We start from the raw sequence: 21,519 nt of genomic DNA on the forward strand, positions 1-21,519 counted from the left end.
TAAGCTCCGGAAAAGCTCGTTCAAGTGTGAAACTTCGAGGTGATAAAAATGGCATTCAAGCCATTGATCGGCGTTACTGCATGCGTCAAACAGATTGGCCTGCACCCCTACCACATCAGCGGCGACAAGTACTTGCGTGCTGTCAGCGTTGCGGCGCTGGGGCTGCCTGTCGTTATTCCTTCCTTAGGCGACCTGACCGAAATCGATGACCTGCTGCCGCAGCTCGACGGTCTGTTGCTGACCGGCTCGCCGTCGAACGTGGAACCCTTCCACTATCAAGGCCCCGACAGCGCCCCCGGCACGGAACACGATCCGCAACGGGACCGCACCACCCTGCCACTGATCCGCGCAGCCATCGCTGCCGGCGTTCCGGTGCTCGGCATCTGCCGCGGCTTCCAGGAAATGAACGTGGCGTTCGGTGGCAGCCTGCATCAGAAAGTCCATGAACTTCCCGGCTTCCTCGACCACCGCGAGGCCAACCACCCGGACCTGGCCGTGCAATACGCTCCCGCCCATGCGGTGAATGTGCAGCCCGGTGGTGTGTTCGAAGCGCTGGACCTGCCTGCGGCGTTCCAGGTCAATTCGATTCACAGCCAGGGCATCGACCGCCTCGCGCCCGGCCTGCGTGCCGAAGCCGTCGCACCCGATGGCCTGATCGAAGCGATCTCGGTCGAGCACAGCCAGGCCTTCGCCCTCGGCGTGCAATGGCACCCGGAATGGCAGGTTCTGAACAACGCGCCTTACTTGAGTATTTTCCAGGCGTTCGGCGAAGCCTGCCGGCAACGGGCGGCGCTGCGTCACTCGCGCTGACGACCCGGCACCCAGGATCAACGATTAACTGCCCTCACGAGCGGGCAGGCGCTTTTGCGTGTCCCGTTCGTGACAACAACACACTGCAATAACAACAAGTACTACCAGGCAGCCAGGACGGCGGCGCCGAATAAACCCGGAGCGGGAAACGCAATCCCCTGTAGGAGCGAGCCTGCTCGCGATGGATGTCCGGACACCGCGGGCATTCAGACTGCCAGCGTCATCGTTGGCGACCATCGCGAGCAGGCTCGCTCCTACAAGGGATCAGCGCGGACCGGCTTCACGGGTTTGCAATCCACTATTAAGCCGGGCCGTGTTGGCCGGGCGACTGAAACCTGTTGGGAGTTTCACATGGCAAACGCCTCCAGCATTTACAGGAAGGCTATTGAAGGTCACCAGGCACCGAAAAAGGTCTTGGTGAAAGTCGATCGCGTCACCAAGAAATTCGACGAAACCACCGCGGTGGACGATGTGTCCCTGGAAATCCACCAGGGTGAAATCTTCGCCCTGCTCGGCGGTTCCGGCTCCGGCAAATCGACCCTGCTGCGCATGCTCGCCGGTTTCGAGCGCCCGACCGAAGGCCGGATTCTGCTCGACGGTGTCGATATCACCGACATGCCGCCGTACGAACGACCGATCAACATGATGTTCCAGTCCTACGCGCTGTTCCCGCACATGACGGTGGCGCAGAACATCGCCTTCGGCCTCAAGCAGGACCGTTTGCCAGCGGCCGAGATCGAAGCCCGGGTGCAGGAGATGCTGCGCCTGGTGCACATGACCCAGTACGCCAAGCGCAAACCGCACCAACTGTCCGGCGGCCAGCGTCAGCGCGTGGCCCTGGCCCGTTCCCTGGCCAAGCGTCCGAAGCTGCTGCTGCTCGACGAACCGATGGGCGCCCTGGATAAAAAGCTGCGTTCGCAAATGCAGCTGGAGCTGGTGGAAATCATCGAGCGCGTGGGCGTGACCTGCGTGATGGTGACCCACGACCAGGAAGAGGCCATGACCATGGCCCAGCGCATCGCGATCATGCACCTGGGCTGGATCGCCCAGATCGGCAGCCCGGTCGACATCTATGAAGCCCCGGTCAGCCGCATGGTCTGCGAATTCATCGGCAACGTGAACGCCTTCGACGGCACCGTGGTTGAAGACCTGGAAGGTCACGCGATCATCCACAGCCCGGACCTGGAACAGAAGATCTACGTCGGTCACGGCGTTAGCACCTCGGTGCAGGACAAGTCGATCACCTACGCGATCCGCCCGGAAAAACTGCTGGTCAGCACCGTCAAGCCGGACAACCGCTACAACTGGTCCAGCGGCAAGGTGCATGACATCGCCTACCTCGGCGGCCACTCGGTGTTCTACGTCGAGCTGCCTGGCGGCAAGATCGTCCAGTCGTTCATGGCCAACGCCGAACGCCGTGGTGCACGTCCGACCTGGGACGATCAGGTCTACGTGTGGTGGGAAGACGACAGCGGCGTGGTACTGCGCGCATGAAAACCTTCAATCAGCAATTTCTGAGACTGGTCCCCAGCGGGCGCAAGTTCGTCATCGGGATTCCGTTCATCTGGCTGTTCCTGTTCTTCATGTTGCCGTTCTTCCTGGTGATGAAGATCAGCTTCTCGGAAGCGGCCCTGGCCATTCCGCCCTATTCGGAGATCTACACCTTCGCCGAGCAGAAATTCCAGCTGTTGCTCAACATCGGCAACTACACCTTGCTGGGCCAGGACGAGCTGTACCTCTCGGCTTATCTCGGTTCGTTGAAGGTCGCACTGTTCAGCACCCTGATGTGCCTGGTGATCGGTTTCCCGATGGCCTACGCCATCACCAAGGCCAGCAAGGAAGCGCAGAACGTGCTGATGCTGCTGATCATGATGCCGACCTGGACCGCGATCCTGATCCGCGTGTATGCGTGGATGGGCATCCTCAGCAACAACGGCCTGCTCAACGCGTTCCTGATGTGGACCGGGCTGACGTCGCACCCGATCGAGATCCTCAACACCAATACGGCTGTTTACATCGGCGTGGTGTATGCGTACCTGCCGTTCATGGTGCTGCCGCTGTACGCCAACCTGGTCAAGCACGACCAGAGCCTGCTGGAAGCCGCGTCGGACCTGGGTTCGAGCACCTTCAACAGCTTCTGGAAAATCACCGTGCCGCTGGCCAAGAACGGCATCATCGCCGGCTGCATGCTGGTGTTCATTCCGGTGGTCGGTGAGTTCGTGATTCCGGAACTGCTCGGCGGTCCGGAAACCCTGATGATCGGCCGTGTGTTGTGGCAAGAGTTCTTCAACAACCGCGACTGGCCGGTGGCGTCTGCCCTGGCGGTGGTGATGCTGTTGATCCTGATTGTGCCGATTCTGCTGTTCAACCGCAGTCAGGCCAAAGAGATGGAGGCACGGGGATGAAACGCTTCGGATTTTCAAAGTTCATGCTGATTTTCGGCCTGTCGTTTATCTACCTGCCGATGCTGATCCTGGTGATCTACTCGTTCAACGCCTCGAAGCTGGTGACGGTCTGGGGTGGCTGGTCGTTCAAGTGGTACGCCGGTTTGCTCGACAACTCGCAACTGATGGGCTCGGTGGTGCGCTCGCTGGAGATCGCCTGCTACACCGCCATCGCGGCGGTGGCGCTGGGTACCCTGGCAGCGTTCGTGCTGACCCGCGTTACCCGCTTCAAGGGTCGCACCCTGTTCGGTGGCCTGGTCACCGCGCCGCTGGTGATGCCTGAAGTGATCACCGGTCTGTCGCTGTTGCTGCTGTTCGTGGCCATGGCGCAGTTGATCGGCTGGCCGCAGGAACGCGGCATCGTCACCATCTGGATCGCCCACACCACGTTTTGTGCCGCCTACGTGGCGGTGGTAGTCTCCGCCCGCCTTCGCGAGCTGGACCTGTCCATCGAAGAAGCGGCCATGGACCTGGGTGCGAAACCGTTCAAGGTGTTTTTCCTGATCACCATCCCGATGATCGCGCCGTCACTGGCGGCCGGCGGCATGATGTCGTTCGCCCTGTCGCTGGATGACCTGGTGTTGGCGAGCTTCGTCTCCGGCCCGGGTTCCACGACCCTGCCGATGGAAGTGTTCTCGGCGGTACGTCTGGGGGTTAAGCCCGAGATCAACGCCGTGGCCAGCCTGATCCTGTTGGCCGTGTCGATCGTGACCTTCATGGTCTGGTACTTCAGCCGCCGTGCCGAAGCCACCCGCAAACGCGCGATCCAGGAAGCCATGGACCAGACCGCCAGCGAATCCTGGCAACAACCGAAAAAGCAGATGGCAGCAGCCACAGCCTGACGCCGCCCCCTGTAGGAGCGAGCTTGCTCGCGATGGACGTTAACGATGACGCGGGCTACCTGAATTAACGCGGCGTCCTTGAGTTTTTCGTCGGATCGCCGCCCGGAGCAAGCTCGCTCCTACAAAGGAACGCGCAAGCGTTCTAACCACAAATGTTTGTCGTGTGTTTTTGAATAAAAAAGAAATGGAGTTGTACCGATGAAAATGTTTGGCAGGACTCTGCTGACACTGTCCTTATTGGGCGCGATCGCCACTGGCGCCCAGGCCAATGACAAGGTTCTGCGCGTCTACAACTGGTCGGATTACATTGGCCCGGACACCGTCAAGAAGTTCGAAGACGAGACCGGCATCCAGGTGACCTACGATGTGTTCGACAGCAACGAAACCCTCGAAGCTCGCCTGCTGGCGGGCAAATCCGGCTACGACATCGTCGTGCCGTCCAACAGTTTCCTGGCCAAGCAGATCAAGGCCGGCGTCTACCAGACGCTGGACAAGTCGAAGCTGCCGAACTGGAACAACCTCAATCCGGTGCTACTGAAAAACGCCTCTGCGAGCGATCCCGAAAACGCTCACGCCATCCCGTACATGTGGGGCTCGATCGGCATCGGTTTCAACCCGGCCAAGGTCAAGGAAGTGCTCGGCGCCAACGCCCCGACCAACTCCTGGGACCTGCTGTTCAAACCGGAAAACGCCGAGAAGCTCAAGGCCTGCGGCATCAGCTTCCTCGACTCGCCGACCGAAATGATCCCGACCGCCCTGCACTACTTGGGCTACCCGGTGAACGATCAGGACAAACAGCACATCGCCGAAGCCGAGGCGCTGTTCATGAAGATTCGCCCGAACGTGGCGTACTTCCATTCGTCGAAATACATCTCGGACCTGGCCAACGGCAACATCTGCGTGGCCGTCGGTTACTCCGGCGACGTGCTGCAGGCAAAGGCTCGCGCCCAGGAAGCCGGGGACAAGGTGAAGATCGACTACAGCATCCCGAAAGAAGGCGCTGCCAGTTTCTACGACATGCTCGCGATCCCGCGCGACGCCGCCAACGTCGAGAACGCTTACCGGTTCATGAACTTCCTGATGCGCCCCGACGTGATCGCCGACATCACCAACAACATCGGCTACAGCAACGCCAACGCGGCGGCCACGCCACTGGTCGATGAAGCGATCCGCAACGATCCGGGTTCCTACCCGTCGGAAGCGGTGATGGCCACGCTCTATGCCGTACCGGACCAGCCGATCGCCATCCAGCGGATCATGACCCGAGGCTGGACCAAGGTGAAGCTCGGCCAGTAATTCACTCAATTGATCTGCTGAGCCTGACATAGCCATCGCGAGCAAGCTCGCTCCCACAGGGATAGCGCGAACTTCAAGGTACATGCCGTACCTGTGGGAGCGAGCTTGCTCGCGATGAGGCCAGAACATCCAGCACACATTTCAGCTCTACCAATTTCCGTTCACGCAGCGCCTTACCACCGCTGCCTCTCCTGCAAGTAGAACGGCCTCACCTGGCTCCCTCGGTTCAGGTGAATTTGGCGCCCTCGGGCGCCTTTTTTTATGGGGGATCAAGCAACGGCCATTCGGCCAGCGCCCGATAACGGCCCTTGTGGGATTCGAACAGGGTGAAGCGCTCGGCACGCAGGAAGAATTGCGGCGCGGTCGGGGACTCCGGCACCGGCGCCCGATAGTCCCGCGCCAGGGTCAGGTGCGGGCGATATTCCCTTGGGGCCTCCTCCAGCCCGAACGGCAACATCGCCTGTTCCAGGGCATAGACCAGGCGCAGCAATGCCGGGGGCGCCTGCTGTGGCGCGAGCACCAACGCCCCTGCCCTGCGCCATACGTCCAGCCGGTCAAGCACCACCGTCAAGCGCTCGCCCGGCGTGCGGATGGACGCCGCAGCGGTGCAGAGCTCGGCGATCTGCGCCACACCCACCGCGCCCAAAAACTTCAGCGTCAGGTGAAAGTTGTCCGCCGGCACCGGTCGTCCGTTGCGCAGCTGCAGCGCGCTGCGCCACTGGGCGATCTCCCGGCGCTGGGCCGGGGCGCAGTCCAGCGCAAAGAACAGACGCTTGATCGGTTCGCGGGTTTCGTCGTTCATGCCGCACTCCTTGTGGGAAGACTGTCTGAGTGTACTCAACACCCGCCTGCCGGCCAGCGGATTTCTGGCAACGTCCACCAGGCGCGTTATAGTTTTGGCATCCCAAAACCGGAGGGGGTGGGGACCATGCGACAGATCATCAGCAAAGAACCATGGTGGGCCAGACCGCCCGCGCCAGGACAGGATGAACTCCAGCTGGAGTGGGGCTGGCTGGTGCATTACAGCGAAGGTGAGCCGCGCTTCGAGTTCATCCACGAGCGGCCGACGGATGACGAGATCCGCCAGCGCAAGAGTTGCAGGATCACCCCGACGCCGGAGTGATCACGCGTCCGGCATCAAGCCGTGAGGAGTACTTCAAACCCGCCGTACACCATGCGTTGGCCATCGAAGGGCATCGGATTGACGTCCGGCTTCATGCGCGGGTCCTTCATCATCTTGTCCATCCCGGCATTGCGGGTGGCCTTGTCCGGCCAGATGATCCAGCCGAAGGCAACGGTTTCGCCCTCCTTGAGTTTCACCGACATCGGGAACGAGGTGACCTTGCCTTCCGGTACGTCCTCGCCCCAGCATTCGACCACGCTCAAGGCACCGTTTTCCTTGAAGACCGAAGCGGCGATCTGGGCGTGTTTGAGGTATTGCCCACGGTGGGCGGTGGGTACGGCAGCGATAAAACCATCGACATAAGACATGAGTGTTTCTCCTTGGGTCATGGGGTGTTCTGCTGGTTAGTCGATTGCGCCGGCGTCCAATCGACAGTGCCGGCACTCAAACCGACCGGCGGTTTTGCACCGCCGCCCAGATTCCCTTCGATCTGCCCCGCCATGTAAAGCGTGCCGGCCATGACGCCGGTGGTCGGGTTCTGCACCAGCTTGATCCAGGCCTTGTCGAAGGTGTTGCCCAGACTGCTGCGGATCAGCGCCTCGCTGTCCGGCCTGTCATTGGCCTGAATGATCGCGCGAATGGCCGCCACACCGACGGTGATCAATCCGCCGGCGAGTTTCCCGGCAGCGGCGGCCACGGCACTGGCGGCCCCGCGCGGGGCCATCTCGGCTTCCATGCGCTGGCTGGCGCGCTTGGCCACCGGTGCCATCGCGGTGTCGGTCGAACCCACGCCCTTGTCACCGCCGGCCTTGTGGATTTTGTCGAGCAACGCGGCGTAGGCCGGCAATGTGGTCAACGATTCGGTGTGCACGACCTGGTACAACGAGGCGTCCCGCGCCGGCGGTGGCCCGAGGGCAATGGCCGGGATTTTCTGGATGCGCCCGTTGAGCTGGGCCATCGGCACTCCGTGGCGGGTAGAGATTTTCTGCAGCTCTTCCTTGAGGATGTCGACGTAGAAGGCCGCTGCCAGGCCAAGAATCGCATCGGGATCGATTTCCGCCGCCACCGGGGCCAGGACCTTCTCCTGATAGGCTTCGAGCAGGTACGCCGCCAGGCGCTTGGCCGAGGCATCCTGCTCACCCTTGGCGCTGATGGTGTACCAGCTGACCTTCATCGACAGCCATTCCTGGGTCCAGTAGCTGCTGAACCACGGAATGAAATTCTCTTCGGTCAGTTCATAGACCCGCGTACGCCAGTATTCCATGGCGCCACGGGCGTAGATTCGGGTCTGTTCGGTGGCCGACTGCGACGCGGCGACGATCTCCCGGTCCACCTGCTGCCAGGTGCTGGCGGGAACGATGACCGGCGCCACTTCCACTGGCGCACGCGGCGGCGTGGCGCACCCTGCCAACACCACCAGCACGGCAATGATCAGCGAACGCAGGTTCAAGATGGCGGCTTCCTGAAGTGTGCACCGGGCGGGATGTCCAGCACTCGAAAACCATGATTCAAGTATAGGTCGCGGCGCCCTTGAGGCCGCCTTCGCGAGCAGGCTCGCTCCCACAGAAAAGCGGTTGGCCACGAACCTGTGGGAGCGAGCCTGCTCGCGAAGGGGCCCATATCAACAGCACAAAAACCACCATCACTGGCGTCGATATTCACCATCGCCGCGATTGCCTTCCGCTTGAACGCCGTCAGCGTAGGATCGATCCCAAGCCAACACGAAATCCCGAATCGGAGGGAAACCTCATGCTGATCCATCTGCTGACCTGCCTGGCCCTGACGGCGTTCACATTGAGTGTGTTTGCCTGGTACGTCCTGAGCGAGGAGCAAACATCATGATGCACACCGTCTCCCTCGCCGTGCGTTTTCCGCTGTTCGGCAAGAATTTCTACGCGCAGAAATTCGAGTCACGTAAAGAGTTGACTCTGCTGTTCGACGAGAAGTTCGAAGCGTTGCTGATCCCTTCAGCCGATCATCACTTCAGTAACGAAGTGGTCGGGCTCAATGACCAATTCCGCTTTTTGAATGACGTGTTGGCCGAGCATCTGCTGGATGTCGAGCTGGCAAAAGCCTCGGCCCGCGCCTTCGGATTCTGACGGCGACCACCGGTCACCCGGACACGGACGCGAACCGCTCACAACGTTCGCTGGCTATTGCCAGTCCCCCTCGCAATATCGATTCCCCAATCCATCGCCGCCTCCATGTCCAGCATGTGCGGCCGTGGGTCGTGGTTTTCGTCGATGACCGAGCCGTCCGGCTTGTAGACACCGATAAACATGCCCAACGAACCGTCTTTCAATATCTCGGCGGTGACTTTGATTTTGCATCCGTTCGATAGCGTCTCCTTGTGCTCTATATGGCGCTCGGTCATGACTGCATTCCTCCCCTGACTGGATTCAAACCCTACTGGCCATGCTAGCTCAGGCCCCGGAACTGCGCCGCCCCGCTGGACCGGAGGGCCTGGCCTGACAGCGGCGCAATGCCACCTATACTCAAGGCCACCTCCCCCCAGGGGATCTGCACGTCCAACAATAAAAAGCAGAGGTGGAACATGGTCTGGCAGCAAGTCTACGATCCGTTCGGTAACCCGGTGCTTTCAACACTCATGGCGGCTGTGCCGGTGGTGGTGATGCTGGCGTCCCTCGCGTTTTTCCATGTCAAGGCGCACCTGGCGGCGCTGCTCGCCCTGGCCTCGGCCTTGCTGATCGCGATCTTCGCCTTCGGCATGCCGGCGAACATGGCCGGTTCCGCGGCGCTGTTCGGTGCAGCCAACGGATTGCTGCCGATTGGCTGGATCGTGTTGAACATCATCTTCCTGCACCGCCTGACCACCGAGAACGGTTCGTTCAAGGTGCTACAAGACTCCCTGGCACGCATCACCGATGACCGGCGCCTGCAATTGCTCCTGATCGCCTTCTGCTTCGGTGCGTTTTTCGAAGGCGCGGCCGGTTTCGGTACGCCGGTGGCAGTGACCGGGGCGATTCTCATCGGGCTCGGCTTTTCACCGCTTGCCGCCTCGGGACTGGCGCTGATCGCCAACACCGCGCCGGTGGCATTCGGCGCCCTCGGCACGCCGATCATCACCCTGGCCAAGGTCACCGGGCTGGATGAGATGGAGCTGTCGATGATGGTCGGCCGGCAGTTGCCCTTCTTCTCGGTGCTGGTGCCGTTCTGGCTGATCTGGGCCTTCGCCGGCTGGCGCAAGATGCTGGAGATCTGGCCGGCGATCCTGGTGGCCGGGGTCAGTTTTGCCGTGCCGCAGTTCCTCGTGTCGAACTATCACGGGCCCATGCTGGTGGATGTGATCGCCGCGTTGATTTCCATGGCCTGCCTGACCGGTTTCCTCAGGGTCTGGAAACCGGCCACGGTGCACACCTCCGCCGCCCTGTCCGGCCGGGTCGACAACTCGAAGATCGACGCCGAGCACGACGAAAAGCCCGTACCGACCGCCACCTTCGCCAACGAGGCGAAACCGGCGGTGATGCGGGCGTGGATGCCGTGGATCATCCTCACGATCTTCGTGTTCATCTGGGGTACGCAAGGCTTCAAGAACACCTTCGACACCCGCCCGGCCATCGACCCGCAAACCAGTGCCGCCAAGCTCGATCCGCAGGGCAAGCCGATGCGCGAGGCGAACCCGGTGTTCGCGCCGGTCGTGACCTTCACCACCCTGCACCTGCAAGTCGAAAAAGTCCCACCCGTGGTGCCGGCGCCGAAAACCGAAGAGGCGGTGTACAAGTTCACCTGGTTCACCGCCACCGGCAGCGGCATTCTGCTGGCGGCGATTGTCGGCGGCTTGTTGATGGGTTACTCGATCCCGCAATTGATTCGCCACTACCTGCGCACCCTGTGGGTGGTGCGTTACTCGCTGATCACCATTGCCGCGATGCTCGCCCTGGGCTTCCTCACACGCTACTCCGGCCTGGATGCGACCATGGGCCTGGCCTTCGCCGCAACGGGCATTTTCTACCCGATGTTCGGCACCCTGCTCGGCTGGCTCGGCGTGGCGCTGACCGGCTCGGACACCGCGTCCAACGTGCTGTTCGGCGGCCTGCAACGGGTGACGTCCGAGCAACTGGGCATCAGCCCGGTGTTGATGGCCGCCGCCAACAGTTCCGGCGGGGTCATGGGCAAGATGGTCGACGCCCAGTCGATCGTGGTCGCCTCCACCGCCACCCGCTGGTACGGCCATGAAGGGGAAATCCTGCGCTACGTGTTCTTCCACTCGATTGTGCTGGCGATACTGGTCGGCGGGCTGGTGACGTTGCAGGCCTACGTCGCGCCGTTCAGCCATATGGTGGTGGGAGGGCATTAAATCGAACTGTGGGAGCGAGCTTGCTCGCGATAGCGGTGTCACGTCCGACAGAGATGTCGACTGTGCCACCGCTATCGCGAGCAAGCTCGCTCCCACAGGGGACGGTGGTTTTTATTGAATGAAGGGTCCGTCGTGCGGACAAACATCCCATGGACAGCCGGCCGTATCAGGCCAATGATGAAGGTCGCAGGTCTCCAGCGAGAATCGTGATCCCATGAACATTCTCTACGATGAACGCGTTGACGGCGCCTTGCCCGACGTCGACAAACAGGCACTGTTGCAGGCCCTGCAGAGCCGCTTGCCGGGCCTGGAAATCCTGCATCAGCAGGAGGAACTCAAGCCCTACGAATGCGACGGACTGTCGGCTTATCGAACCACGCCGATGCTGGTGGTGCTGCCCCGGCATATCGATGAAGTGCAAGGGGTGCTGCGCGTTTGTCATGAGCTGCACGTCCCGGTCGTCGCCCGTGGCGCCGGCACCGGTTTGTCCGGTGGTGCGCTGCCCCTTGAGAAAGGCGTGCTGCTGGTGATGGCGCGCTTCAACAACATCCTGGGCATCGACCCCGCCGCCCGTACCGCGCGGGTTCAGCCGGGTGTGCGCAATCTGGCGATTTCCCAGGCGGCGGCACCGTTCGGGCTGTATTACGCGCCGGATCCGTCCTCGCAAATTGCCTGCTCCATCGGCGGCAACGTCGCGGAAAATGCCGGTGGCGTGCATTGCCTGAAGTACGGCCTGACCGTGCACAACGTGCTCAAGGTCGACATCCTCACGGTCGACGGCGAGCACTTGAGCCTGGGCTCCAACGCCCTCGACGCCCCCGGTTTCGATCTGCTGGCACTGTTCACCGGCTCCGAAGGCCTGCTCGGGGTGATCACCGAGGTCACGGTCAAGCTGCTGCCCAAACCGCAGACCGCCAAGGTATTGCTGGCGGCGTTCGACTCCGTGGAAAAAGCCGGGCGCGCCGTCGGCGACATCATTGCCGCCGGCATCATCCCCGGTGGCCTGGAAATGATGGACAACCTGGCCATCCGCGCCGCCGAAGACTTCATCCACGCCGGTTATCCGGTGGAGGCCCAGGCCATTCTGCTGTGCGAGCTCGATGGTGTTGAAGCCGATGTCTCGGATGACTGCGACCGGGTGCGCCAGGTCCTGCAACAGGCCGGTGCGACCGAGGTGCGCCAGGCGAAGGACGAAGCCGAGCGCGTACGTTTCTGGGCCGGGCGCAAGAACGCCTTTCCGGCGGTGGGCCGTCTCTCGCCGGATTATTACTGCATGGACGGCACCATCCCCCGTCGCGAACTGCCCGGCGTGCTGCACGCCATCGCCGAGCTCTCGAACGAATACGGCCTGAGGGTGGCCAACGTATTCCACGCCGGCGACGGCAACATGCATCCGTTGATTCTGTTCGATGCCAATCAACCCGGTGAACTGGAGCGTGCGGAAAACCTGGGCGGCAAGATTCTGGAGCTGTGCGTGAAGGTCGGCGGCAGCATCACCGGTGAGCACGGCGTGGGTCGCGAGAAGATCAACCAGATGTGCGCGCAATTCAACAACGATGAGCTGACCCTGTTCCATGCGATCAAAGCCGCCTTCGACCCGAGCGGCCTGCTCAACCCCGGCAAGAACATTCCGACCCTGCACCGCTGCGCCGAATTCGGCGCCATGCACATACATGGCGGTCAATTGGCCTTCCCCGATCTGGAGCGTTTCTGATGCACGGCCCTGCCGATTTCGATGACAGCCAAATGCTCCTTGAACAGGTCAATCAGGCGCTGGAAAACGCTACGCCGTTGCGCATCCAGGGTTCCAACAGCAAAGGTTTTCTTGGCCGCACCACAGCCGGGGAAATTCTCGATACCCGCGCGCACCGGGGCATCGTCAGTTACGACCCGACCGAACTGGTGGTCACCGCCCGTTGCGGCACGCCGCTGTCAGAGCTGGCGCAGGCGCTGGATGCCGCGCAACAAATGCTGCCCTGCGAGCCGCCGTCCTTTGGTGACGGCGCCACGGTCGGCGGCATGATCGCCTGCGGACTGTCCGGCCCACGGCGCCCGTGGTCCGGCTCGGTGCGCGATTTCGTCCTCGGCACGCGGGTCATCACCGGTCAAGGCAAGCTGTTGCGCTTCGGTGGCGAGGTGATGAAAAACGTCGCCGGCTACGACCTGTCACGCCTGATGACCGGCAGTTACGGCTGCCTCGGGCTGATCACCGAAGTCTCGCTCAAAGTGCTGCCAAAACCCCGAAAAGTCCTGAGTATCAGCCTGGAAATGGACCCTGAACGCGCCCTGCTGCGCCTGGCGGAATGGGGCCAGCAACCGTTGCCGATCAGCGCGGCCTGTCACGACGGCACACACCTGCACCTGCGGCTCGAGGGCGGTGAAGGCTCGGTGGCGGCGGCCCATGAGCGCCTCGGTGGCGAACGGCTGGACGCTTCGTACTGGGAGGATCTCAACGAACAGCGCTTGAGTTTCTTCGACGAGGACCAGCCGCTTTGGCGCCTGTCACTGCCGCACAACACGCCGCGCCTGTCGCTGCCGGGGCGCCAGTTGATCGACTGGGGCGGCGCCCAGCGCTGGTTGAAATCCGATGCCGAAGCGGCGTTCATCCGCCAGGTCGTCGACGAGGTCGGCGGCCATGTCACCTGCTTCAGCCACGGCCTCACCGACACCCCGTTCCAGCCGCTGCCCCCGGCCCTGATGCGCTATCACCGCAACCTCAAACAACAACTCGATCCACGGGGCATCTTCAACCCCGGACGCCTGTACGCGGAGCTTTGAACCATGCAGACGACCCTGAGTGAACGCGCCCGCCATCTGCCCCGTGCCGCAGAAGCCGAAAGCATCCTGCGCACCTGCGTGCACTGCGGCTTCTGCAATGCCACCTGCCCGACCTATCAATTGCTCGGCGATGAACTGGACGGACCGCGGGGCCGCATCTACCTGATCAAGCAAGTGCTGGAAGGCAACGACGTCACGCAAAAGACCCAGCAACACCTGGATCGCTGCCTGTCGTGCCGCAACTGCGAAACCACCTGCCCGTCGGGCGTCGATTACCACAACCTGCTGGACATCGGTCGCGCGGTGGTCGATGCGGCGGTGCCGCGCCCGCTCGGGCAGCGCCTGTTGCGCGAGGGGTTGCGGCAGACCGTGCCGCATCCGGATTTGTTTAAAAGCCTGGTCAAAGGCGGCCAGGTGTTCCGCGCACTGCTGCCCGGCACCCTGCAAAGCAAATTGCCGCGCCATGCACCGCCGGCCAAACCGCGACCCATGACCCTGCGCGAACGTCAGGTGCTGATGCTCGAAGGCTGCGTGCAGCCGGCCCTGTCGCCCAACACCAATGCCGCGGCGGCGCGGGTGCTGGACCGGTTGGGGATCAGTGTCATCGCGACCCGCGAAGCCGGTTGCTGCGGCGCCGTGGACTACCACCTGGACGCCCAGGCCGCCGGTCTCGATCGCGCCCGGCGCAACATCGACGCGTGGTGGCCGGGCATCGAAAAAGGCGCCGAGGCGATTGTGCAGACCGCCAGCGGTTGCGGCGCCTTCATCAAGGACTACGGCCATCTGCTCGCCAGCGACCCGGCCTATGCCGACAAGGCGAAAAAGGTCAGCGAACTGGCCCGGGACCTGGTGGAGGTGCTGCGCGACGAACCACTGGAAAAACTCGGGATCCACGCCTCGCAGCGCCTGGCCTTCCATTGCCCCTGCACCTTGCAGCACGGGCAGAAACTCGGCGGCGCCGTGGAAGCGCTGCTGAGCGGACTTGGTTTCAACCTGACGTCCGTCCCCGACGGGCACCTGTGCTGCGGTTCGGCGGGCACCTATTCGCTGACCCAGCCCGAGCTGTCGCGACAACTGCGCGACAACAAGCTCAATGCCCTGGAAAGCGGCCATCCCGAGGTCATCGTCACGGCCAACATCGGCTGCCAGTCGCATCTCGACGGCGCGGGCCGGACCCCGGTGCGGCACTGGATCGAACTGGTCGAAGCCGCCCTGCCTTAACCGAATCCCGGAGATGCCCATGAACCGCAAAGCCGTGCTGAGCCAGACCGAAGTCCAACAGATCATCAAAGCCGCCCGTGCCGAGGCACAGGCCAATCAATGGGCCGTGACCATAGTGGTGGTCGATGACGGCGGCCACCCGCTGGCCCTCGAACGCCTCGACGGTTGCGCACCGGGCAGTGCGTACATCGCCACCGAAAAGGCCCGCACCTCAGCCCTCGGGCGGCGCGAATCGAAAAGCTATGAGGACATGGTCAACGGTGGGCGCTACGCTTTTCTGTCAGCACCGCTGCTGACTTCGCTGGAAGGCGGCGTACCGATTATTTTCGATGGCCAGGTGATTGGGGCTGTCGGGGTGTCGGGCGTCAAGGCCGAGCAGGATGCGCAAGTGGCGAAAGCCGGGGCGCAGTGCGTGAAATGAGGTTTTGGCTTCACCACTTCCACCCTGTAGGAGCGAGCCTGCTCGCGATCGCGTAGTGTCATTCAACGCAGGTTTCGCCTGATAGGGCGCTATCGCGAGCAGGCTCGCTCCTACAGGGGTCCGTGTTCAACCAGACGAAAGGAACTCCGCCGATGACCCGCCTCACAGCCAAAGACTTCGCCCCGGAACTGCTTGAGCTGTACGACTACTACGCCCACGGCAAGATCAATCGCCGGGAGTTTCTCGACCGCGCAGCGTTGTTCACCTTCGGAGGTTTGACCGCCGGTGCCCTGCTCGCCGCGCTAAGCCCCAACTACGCACTGGCCGAGCAAGTCGAGTTCACCGACCCGGACATCATTGCCGAATACGTCACCTACCCGTCGCCCAAGGGCCACGGCCAGGTACGGGCTTATCTGGTGCGCCCGGCCAAGGCCACCGGCAAGGTGCCGGCGGTGGTGGTCGTGCATGAAAACCGCGGGCTCAACCCGTACATCGAAGACGTGGCCCGGCGTGTGGCCAAGGCCGGTTTCATCGCCCTGGCCCCGGACGGCCTGACCTCGGTCGGCGGTTATCCCGGCAATGACGACAAGGGCCGCGAGCTTCAGGCCACGGTCGACCCGGAAAAGCTGATGAACGACTTTTTCGCCGCCGTCGAGTGGATGATGAAACACCCTGCCGCCACTGGAAAAGTCGGCATCACCGGGTTCTGCTACGGCGGTGGCGTGACCAACGCCGCCGCCGTGGCCTATCCGGAACTGGGCGCCGCCGTGTCGTTTTATGGCCGTCAGCCAACGGCCGAGGAAGTGCCCCGGATCAAGGCACCGGTGATGCTGCACTACGGCGAACTGGATACGCGGATCAACGAGGGCTGGCCGGCCTACGAGAAAGCGCTGAAGGCCGGGGGCAAGACCTATGAGGCCTACATTTATCCGGGCTGCAATCATGGTTTCCACAACGACTCGACGCCGCGTTATGACGAGGCGGCGGCGAAGCTGGCATGGGAGCGGACGTTGGGGTGGTTTAAAAAGTATCTGGTTTGACCGGGAGCTCTTGGTCGGCAGGGCCGGCCTCTTCGCGAGCAGGCTCGCTCCCACAGGGGTCTCCAGTGGACACAAAGTCTGTGTCCGACAGAGATCCCATGTGGGAGCGAGCCTGCTCGCGAAGGCGGCTTCAGGGCCGCCGAGCTTACTTCGGCTGAGCCACCGTCCGCAAATACGGCTTCAGTGTCTTGAAGCCATCCGGGTATTTCTTCTTCGCATCTTCATCAGACACCGAAGTCGGGATGATCACATCCTCGCCCGGCCGCCAGTTCACCGGCGTGGCCACGGTATGCTTGGCATTCAATTGCAGAGAGTCGAGCAGGCGCAGCACTTCATCGAAATTGCGCCCGGCGCTCATCGGGTAGATCAGCATGGCCTTGACCTTCTTGTCCGGGCCGACGATGAACACCGAGCGCACCGTGGCGTTGTCCACCGCCGTGCGCGCACCGCCGCTGGCATTGGGGTGGATCATGTCGTAAAGCTTGGCCACCACCAGGTTTTCGTCGCCGATCAGCGGATAGTTGACCGCGCAGCCCTGAGTCTCGGCGATGTCGCCGACCCAACGGTTGTGGTCGCTGACCGGGTCGACGCTGAGGCCGATGACCTTGGTGTTGCGCTTGTCGAATTCGGGCTTGAGTTTGGCCAGGTAGCCCAGTTCAGTGGTGCACACCGGGGTGAAATCCTTGGGATGGGAAAACAGGATGGCCCACCCGTCGCCGATCCATTGGTGAAAATTGAGCGTGCCTTCGGTGGTTTCGGCGGTGAAATCCGGTGCTTCGTCGCCAATGCGGATAGCCATGTTCGATCTCCTTGCAGTGATGGACAGGGACGCCGTCAGGGCAACGAATGCGCTTTCAACGGCATGGACGCGGACAGTATAGGAGAGGTTGCGGGACTCGCCGGGCTGCGTTAGTCCACCAGCGCAATCAGCTGCTGACGCTGGGCATCGGTCAGCGTCGGGCCGAAACCGGCCCAGGCATTCTGCGCCATGTAGCGCGGGTTGCCGGTGCCCGGAATCACGCAGGTCACCGCAGAATGCGACAGCAGGAACTTCAGTGCCAGTTGCGCCCAGCTCTTGACCCCGACTTGTGCCGCCCAGCCTGGCAGCGGTTTGTCTTTCAGTCTGGCCAGCAGGCTACCACCGCCGAACGGCCGATTGCAGATCACCGCCACGCCCCGTTCGCGGCACAATGGCAGCAAGCGTTTCTCGGCGCCGCGATCATCCAGGGCGTAGTTGATCTGCAGGAAATCCAGCGGCTCGGCCTTGAGTACCGCTTCCACTTCGTCGTAGGCCGACGCCGTGTAATGGGTGATGCCGATGTAGCGGATGCGCCCTTGTTCTTTCCAGTGGCGCAGGGTCGGCAAGTGCGTCTGCCAGTCCAGCAGGTTGTGGATCTGCATCAGGTCGATCCGGTCGGTCTGCAACAGGGCGAAGGATTGTTCCATCTGCGCGAGGCCTTCCTCGCGCCCGCGAGTCCACACCTTGGTGGCCAGGAACGCCGGCGAGCGTGGCTCATGGATCGACAGCAATTCGCCGGTGGTCTGTTCGGCGCGACCGTACATCGGCGAGCTGTCGATCAGCTTGCCACCCTTGTCGAACAACGCATCCAGTACCGCGGGCAAATCCTTGTAGGCCGGTTGCGAAGGCTCGACGTCGAATCCGCGATAAGTGCCCAAGCCTACGATCGGCAAGGACTCGTTGCTGGAAGGAATGGCGCGAGTCTGCATGGTCTTGCCTCCTGTTCCCGTCGGCGGCGCGGGTTGCGCACCCGCCGGACCGAACGTGAAGACCGCCGAAGCACCGGCAGCCAGCGTGAGTATTTCTCTACGGGTGTAACCCTCAGGATGGCTCATAAAACGCTTCTCACCAGTCGTTCGGGTTCGGCCTGTTGCACCGACACGGCGGATAACCCGTGCCAGGGTCGATTGACTACACTCACAAAGCCCTGCGGCGCCAACCACTTTCAAACCCCGAGCCGTCAATGCCGCCCACTAACGTTAGTCGAATGTCGCGCACCCTGGTGTTACTCGTGGTCATCGTCGCTGCGTTGTACTTGGCGCTGTGTGTGGCGCTGTTCGTGTTTCAGCGGGCGCTGATCTATTACCCGCAACCGCGCGCCATCGGGACAGCCGGGACGCTGCTCACCCTGCCGGTCGCCGACGCACGGGTGCTGGTGTCCATCCGGCCTCACGAAGGCCCGAATGCGCTGATCTACTTTGGCGGCAACGCCGAAGACGTCTCGCGCAACTTGCCCGGGTTCACCCAGGCGTTCCCTGACTACGCGCTGTATCTGCTGCATTACCGTGGCTTTGGCGGCAGTTCCGGCTCCCCTTCCGAAGAAGCCATTGCCCGCGACGCCTTGACCTTGTTCGACCAGGTGTATGCCACCCATCCTCACGTGGCGGTGGTCGGACGCAGCCTGGGGTCGGGTGTCGCCGTGCGCCTTGCCAGCCAGCGCCCGGCGGCGCGCCTGGTATTGATCACGCCCTACAACAGCCTCGAGGGGCTGGCCGCCCGTCAGTTTCGCTGGTTTCCGGTGCGCTGGTTGCTGAAGGACAAATACCCGTCCTGGCAGTACGCCGGCCGCATCACGGTGCCGACGGTCTTGATTGCCGCTGAGTTTGATGAAGTGATTCCGCGTTCAAGTACCGAGCGTTTGTACACGCACTTCGCCAAAGGCGTGGCGTCACTGAAGGTGATACCGGGGACGGGGCATAACTCGATCAGCGAAAGTCCTGAATACTTCGAGGCACTGGGGGATGGGTTGTAACCAACAAAGTAGATCATGCCTATAACCTGTGGCGAGGGAGCTTGCTCCCGTTGGGTTGCGAAGCGACCCCCAGCTCTTCATACAAAAAAAAGGGCCTGCTGCGCAGTCCAACGGGACGGTGCGGCGATCCGACAAGCTCCCTCGCCACAGAAAAGCCCTTCAGTCGCGACCATTGGTCCGAGATTCTGCCTTCAGCCAATAAAAACATATTTTTATGCCTATATTGATATTGTCGAACGATCCCACTCTCAGAGGGTGCCGTCATGAATATCAAAACCCTGGCTTTACTCCTGCTGGCTTTCTGTGCCCAACCGGTCTGGAGCCAGACGCCTGCCGCCTCACCCGCCGCTGCCGACAGCCCCGCGCTGACCACGCGCCTGGCTCTGCGTGACCTTTGGGTCGAGCACATTTTCTGGATCAGAAACTACGCACTGGCCAATCAATCCGCCGACCAGAAACAAGCCAAAGTCGCGGCCGACCAGGTGGTCGACAACGCCACCAAAATCGCCAACAGCATCGCCCCGCTCTACGGCCAACCGGCGGCGGATCAATTGCTCAAGCTGCTTGCCGGTCACTGGGGCGCGGTGAAACACTACAGCGATGCCACGGTGGCCAAGGACGCCAAGGGCAAGCAGGCCGCCGTCACCGAGTTGACCAGCAATGCCAAGGCGATTGCGGCGTTCCTGGCCGGCGCCAACCCCAATCTGCCTGAGGTGACACTGGTGACGATGTTGTCAGCCCATGGCGGTCACCACATCACCCAGATCGATGAATTCGCGGCACATGATTACGCCGGTGAAGCCCGTACCTGGGCGATGATGCGCACGCACATCCTGGCCCTGGCCGATGCGTTGACCGGCGCGCTGGTCAAGCAATTCCCGGACAAGTTCTGATATCGCGCGAGGGTATCCCATGCTGGAAGGACTGGGCCGAACACAGCAAGACCTGCTCAATGCGCTGCTGCACCATGCCAGCGGCATGAGCATTGACGAGTTGGCTGAACATCTGGCCGTCACGCGCACGGCGATCCGCCAACACCTGGCGGCGCTGGAGCGTGACGGCCTGGTGCTGCGCGGCGACACCCGCCCGACGGGGCGTCGTCCGGAGCAGCTGTATCGGCTCACCGACCACGCACGGGAGCAATTCCCTCGCCACTATCAGCTACTGGCCAGCGTCCTGATCGATGAAGTCGCCGCCATCATCGGTCCCGAAGCCCTGGCCTCGCTGATGCGCAGCATGGGCCGCAAACTGGCGCTGGACCGTGAACAACAAGTCGTGGACGAAGCCAGGATCGTGCAGCACATGAACCAGGCGGGCTACGAAGCCGAGGTGTTTTTTCGCTCAGGCGACACGCCGGAAATCGTCGCGCATAACTGCGTGTTCCATCGCCTGGCCGCCGAGCATCCGGTGGTCTGCGAACTGGACCTGGCCTTGATCGGCGCGTTGGGCGGCGGTGAAGTCGAGCACAGCGAGTGCATGGTGCGTGGCGGGCATGTCTGTCGCTTCAGGCTGCGACCGACAGAAAGCCCGGAGCCGCCACTCGGAGACTGACCTTACAGCTCGACCATCTGCATGTTCGCTTTGAGAAACCCCATCAACTCGGCTGCCGCCGGCGACAGGCTGTGCCCCTTGCGGCACAGGATGCCGATCTGGCGCTCCACCCGTGGTTCGGAAAGTGGCAGGAACACCAGTTTCTCGTTGCCCTGCGGGAACGCCAGGGACGGCAGCGTCGTGATGCCGATGCCCTCTTCCAGCATCGCGATCAGCGAAATCATGTTGGAGACGAACAGCAGACTGCTGTCCAGCAACCCCGCCGCCTCCGTGCCTGCGAGCAAGCGCGAGGTGCCATTGCGTACCAGGGGGTAGGCTTGCAGGCTCGACCAATGCAAGGCCTCGCCTTGCGCCACCAACGGATGATCGTGGCGGCAGACCACCCCCACCCGATCACTCAGGATCGGCACGAACTCAATGTTTTCGTCCGCTGTCCACACGCTGCTGATCGCAAAATCCACCTGCCCCTGGACCAACAACTGCTGCACGCTGTCGGCATTGCCATCCTGCATGCTGATCTGCATTTTCGGGTGCTCGCTGACAAACCGTGCGAGCAGATGCGGCAACAACCGACTGGCCACCGACGGCACCGTCGCGATGCTCACCTGACCGATTTCATGCCGCGCCAGCAAGCTGACTTCGCGGGCGATGCGGTCGTGATGCGCCAGCAAATCCTGGAACAGCGGCAAGCAGTGCTCGCCGAATGGCGTCAGTTCGGTTTTACCGCCCTTTTCGAATAATCGCTGGCCGAGCTTCTGCTCCAGCTCGCGTACGGCCAGGGACAGCGCCGGTTGCGTGCGATAGGCCTGCCTTGCCGCGCCGTGAAAGCTTTTCAGCTGGGCAACCAGGACGAAATAGCGCAGTTGGGTAATTTTCAGCTCGGGCAGCACGGTTAATTTTCCTT

General features: G+C 62.3%; 23 protein-coding genes. 16 read left to right on the top strand and 7 right to left on the bottom strand.

Annotated elements, in window-relative coordinates; genetic code table 11:
• Positions 1-48: 48 nt before the first annotated feature.
• From CD175_RS02410 to CD175_RS02435, 5 genes are all read left to right on the top strand, one after another.
• Positions 49-810 (top strand): gamma-glutamyl-gamma-aminobutyrate hydrolase family protein, encoded by a 762-nt coding sequence (locus CD175_RS02410; protein ID WP_104447514.1) that lies wholly within the window; start codon positions 49-51, stop codon positions 808-810.
• A 351-nt stretch (positions 811-1,161) separates the two neighbouring features.
• Positions 1,162-2,304 carry a polyamine ABC transporter ATP-binding protein gene (gene potA / locus CD175_RS02420; RefSeq protein WP_007982155.1) on the top strand — a complete coding sequence of 381 codons (1,143 nt, stop codon included), beginning with the start codon at positions 1,162-1,164 and terminating at the stop codon, positions 2,302-2,304.
• Complete coding sequence (locus CD175_RS02425; protein WP_104447516.1) at positions 2,301-3,215, top strand: ABC transporter permease subunit; 915 nt, start codon at positions 2,301-2,303, stop codon at positions 3,213-3,215. The genes potA and CD175_RS02425 overlap by 4 nt, the downstream gene beginning before the upstream one ends.
• A complete protein-coding gene (locus CD175_RS02430) occupies positions 3,212-4,096 on the top strand; it encodes an ABC transporter permease subunit (protein ID WP_104447517.1) in 885 nt (294 codons plus the stop codon). The genes CD175_RS02425 and CD175_RS02430 overlap by 4 nt, the downstream gene beginning before the upstream one ends.
• Before the next feature lie 198 nt (positions 4,097-4,294).
• Positions 4,295-5,392, top strand: a complete 1,098-nt coding sequence (locus CD175_RS02435) for a polyamine ABC transporter substrate-binding protein (protein WP_104447518.1) — start codon at positions 4,295-4,297, stop codon at positions 5,390-5,392.
• Positions 5,393-5,651: 259 nt separating this feature from the next.
• Here CD175_RS02435 and thpR read toward each other — a convergent pair whose 3' ends face one another.
• The gene (gene thpR, locus CD175_RS02440) at positions 5,652-6,194 is read right to left on the bottom strand and encodes an RNA 2',3'-cyclic phosphodiesterase (protein WP_104447519.1); all 543 of its coding nucleotides are present in this window, start codon (positions 6,192-6,194) and stop codon (positions 5,652-5,654) included.
• Between the two features lie 126 nt (positions 6,195-6,320).
• Here thpR and CD175_RS02445 point away from each other — a divergent pair, with 126 nt between their 5' ends.
• Positions 6,321-6,515: a hypothetical protein gene (locus CD175_RS02445; protein ID WP_007975251.1), complete on the top strand. Its 195-nt coding sequence runs from the start codon at positions 6,321-6,323 to the stop codon at positions 6,513-6,515.
• A gap of 14 nt (positions 6,516-6,529) precedes the next feature.
• On the opposite strand, the gene CD175_RS02450 is transcribed toward CD175_RS02445, so the two are convergent.
• Complete coding sequence (locus CD175_RS02450) at positions 6,530-6,883, bottom strand: DUF1428 domain-containing protein (RefSeq protein ID WP_104447520.1); 354 nt, start codon at positions 6,881-6,883, stop codon at positions 6,530-6,532.
• Between the two features lie 17 nt (positions 6,884-6,900).
• Positions 6,901-7,965, bottom strand: coding sequence for a hypothetical protein (locus CD175_RS02455; RefSeq protein WP_104447521.1), 1,065 nt, complete (start codon positions 7,963-7,965; stop codon positions 6,901-6,903).
• A 388-nt stretch (positions 7,966-8,353) separates the two neighbouring features.
• Between CD175_RS02455 and CD175_RS02460 the strand changes: the two genes are divergently transcribed.
• Entirely contained in the window at positions 8,354-8,614 is a 261-nt protein-coding gene (locus CD175_RS02460) for a hypothetical protein (RefSeq protein WP_104447522.1), read from the top strand.
• 38 nt (positions 8,615-8,652) lie between these two features.
• Here CD175_RS02460 and CD175_RS02465 read toward each other — a convergent pair whose 3' ends face one another.
• Positions 8,653-8,889 carry a hypothetical protein gene (locus CD175_RS02465; RefSeq protein WP_007975246.1) on the bottom strand — a complete coding sequence of 79 codons (237 nt, stop codon included), beginning with the start codon at positions 8,887-8,889 and terminating at the stop codon, positions 8,653-8,655.
• A 180-nt stretch (positions 8,890-9,069) separates the two neighbouring features.
• Here CD175_RS02465 and CD175_RS02470 point away from each other — a divergent pair, with 180 nt between their 5' ends.
• The 6 genes from CD175_RS02470 (at position 9,070) to yghX (ending at position 16,293) form a co-directional block, all read left to right on the top strand.
• On the top strand, positions 9,070-10,833 hold the full coding sequence (locus CD175_RS02470) for an L-lactate permease (protein ID WP_104447523.1): 1,764 nt from the start codon (positions 9,070-9,072) through the stop codon (positions 10,831-10,833).
• Between the two features lie 214 nt (positions 10,834-11,047).
• Positions 11,048-12,547 carry a glycolate oxidase subunit GlcD gene (glcD, locus tag CD175_RS02475; protein ID WP_104447524.1) on the top strand — a complete coding sequence of 500 codons (1,500 nt, stop codon included), beginning with the start codon at positions 11,048-11,050 and terminating at the stop codon, positions 12,545-12,547.
• Positions 12,547-13,611, top strand: coding sequence for a glycolate oxidase subunit GlcE (gene glcE / locus CD175_RS02480; protein ID WP_104447525.1), 1,065 nt, complete (start codon positions 12,547-12,549; stop codon positions 13,609-13,611). Before glcD ends, glcE begins: the two co-directional genes overlap by 1 nt.
• 3 nt (positions 13,612-13,614) lie before the next feature.
• On the top strand, positions 13,615-14,832 hold the full coding sequence (gene glcF, locus CD175_RS02485) for a glycolate oxidase subunit GlcF (protein ID WP_104447526.1): 1,218 nt from the start codon (positions 13,615-13,617) through the stop codon (positions 14,830-14,832).
• Positions 14,833-14,851: 19 nt separating this feature from the next.
• Positions 14,852-15,253, top strand: coding sequence for a heme-binding protein (locus CD175_RS02490; RefSeq protein ID WP_104447527.1), 402 nt, complete (start codon positions 14,852-14,854; stop codon positions 15,251-15,253).
• Positions 15,254-15,405: 152 nt separating this feature from the next.
• Positions 15,406-16,293 (top strand): YghX family hydrolase, encoded by an 888-nt coding sequence (yghX, locus tag CD175_RS02495; protein WP_104447528.1) that lies wholly within the window; start codon positions 15,406-15,408, stop codon positions 16,291-16,293.
• 145 nt (positions 16,294-16,438) lie between these two features.
• Here yghX and CD175_RS02500 read toward each other — a convergent pair whose 3' ends face one another.
• Both CD175_RS02500 and CD175_RS02505 read right to left on the bottom strand, forming a co-directional pair.
• A complete protein-coding gene (locus CD175_RS02500) occupies positions 16,439-17,092 on the bottom strand; it encodes a peroxiredoxin (protein WP_015095597.1) in 654 nt (217 codons plus the stop codon).
• A 110-nt stretch (positions 17,093-17,202) separates the two neighbouring features.
• The gene (locus CD175_RS02505) at positions 17,203-18,147 is read right to left on the bottom strand and encodes an aldo/keto reductase (protein WP_167399493.1); all 945 of its coding nucleotides are present in this window, start codon (positions 18,145-18,147) and stop codon (positions 17,203-17,205) included.
• A gap of 128 nt (positions 18,148-18,275) precedes the next feature.
• Here CD175_RS02505 and CD175_RS02510 point away from each other — a divergent pair, with 128 nt between their 5' ends.
• The 3 genes from CD175_RS02510 (at position 18,276) to CD175_RS02525 (ending at position 20,615) form a co-directional block, all read left to right on the top strand.
• A complete protein-coding gene (locus CD175_RS02510) occupies positions 18,276-19,064 on the top strand; it encodes an alpha/beta hydrolase (RefSeq protein ID WP_104447530.1) in 789 nt (262 codons plus the stop codon).
• A gap of 263 nt (positions 19,065-19,327) precedes the next feature.
• Positions 19,328-19,957, top strand: a complete 630-nt coding sequence (locus CD175_RS02520; RefSeq protein WP_104447531.1) for a hypothetical protein — start codon at positions 19,328-19,330, stop codon at positions 19,955-19,957.
• Positions 19,958-19,976: 19 nt separating this feature from the next.
• Entirely contained in the window at positions 19,977-20,615 is a 639-nt protein-coding gene (locus tag CD175_RS02525) for a helix-turn-helix transcriptional regulator (protein WP_104447532.1), read from the top strand.
• Positions 20,616-20,617: 2 nt separating this feature from the next.
• Here CD175_RS02525 and CD175_RS02530 read toward each other — a convergent pair whose 3' ends face one another.
• Positions 20,618-21,505 carry a LysR family transcriptional regulator gene (locus tag CD175_RS02530; RefSeq protein ID WP_104447533.1) on the bottom strand — a complete coding sequence of 296 codons (888 nt, stop codon included), beginning with the start codon at positions 21,503-21,505 and terminating at the stop codon, positions 20,618-20,620.
• Positions 21,506-21,519: the final 14 nt, after the last annotated feature.

Source organism: Pseudomonas laurylsulfatiphila (assembly GCF_002934665.1).
Lineage (GTDB): Bacteria > Pseudomonadota > Gammaproteobacteria > Pseudomonadales > Pseudomonadaceae > Aquipseudomonas > Aquipseudomonas laurylsulfatiphila.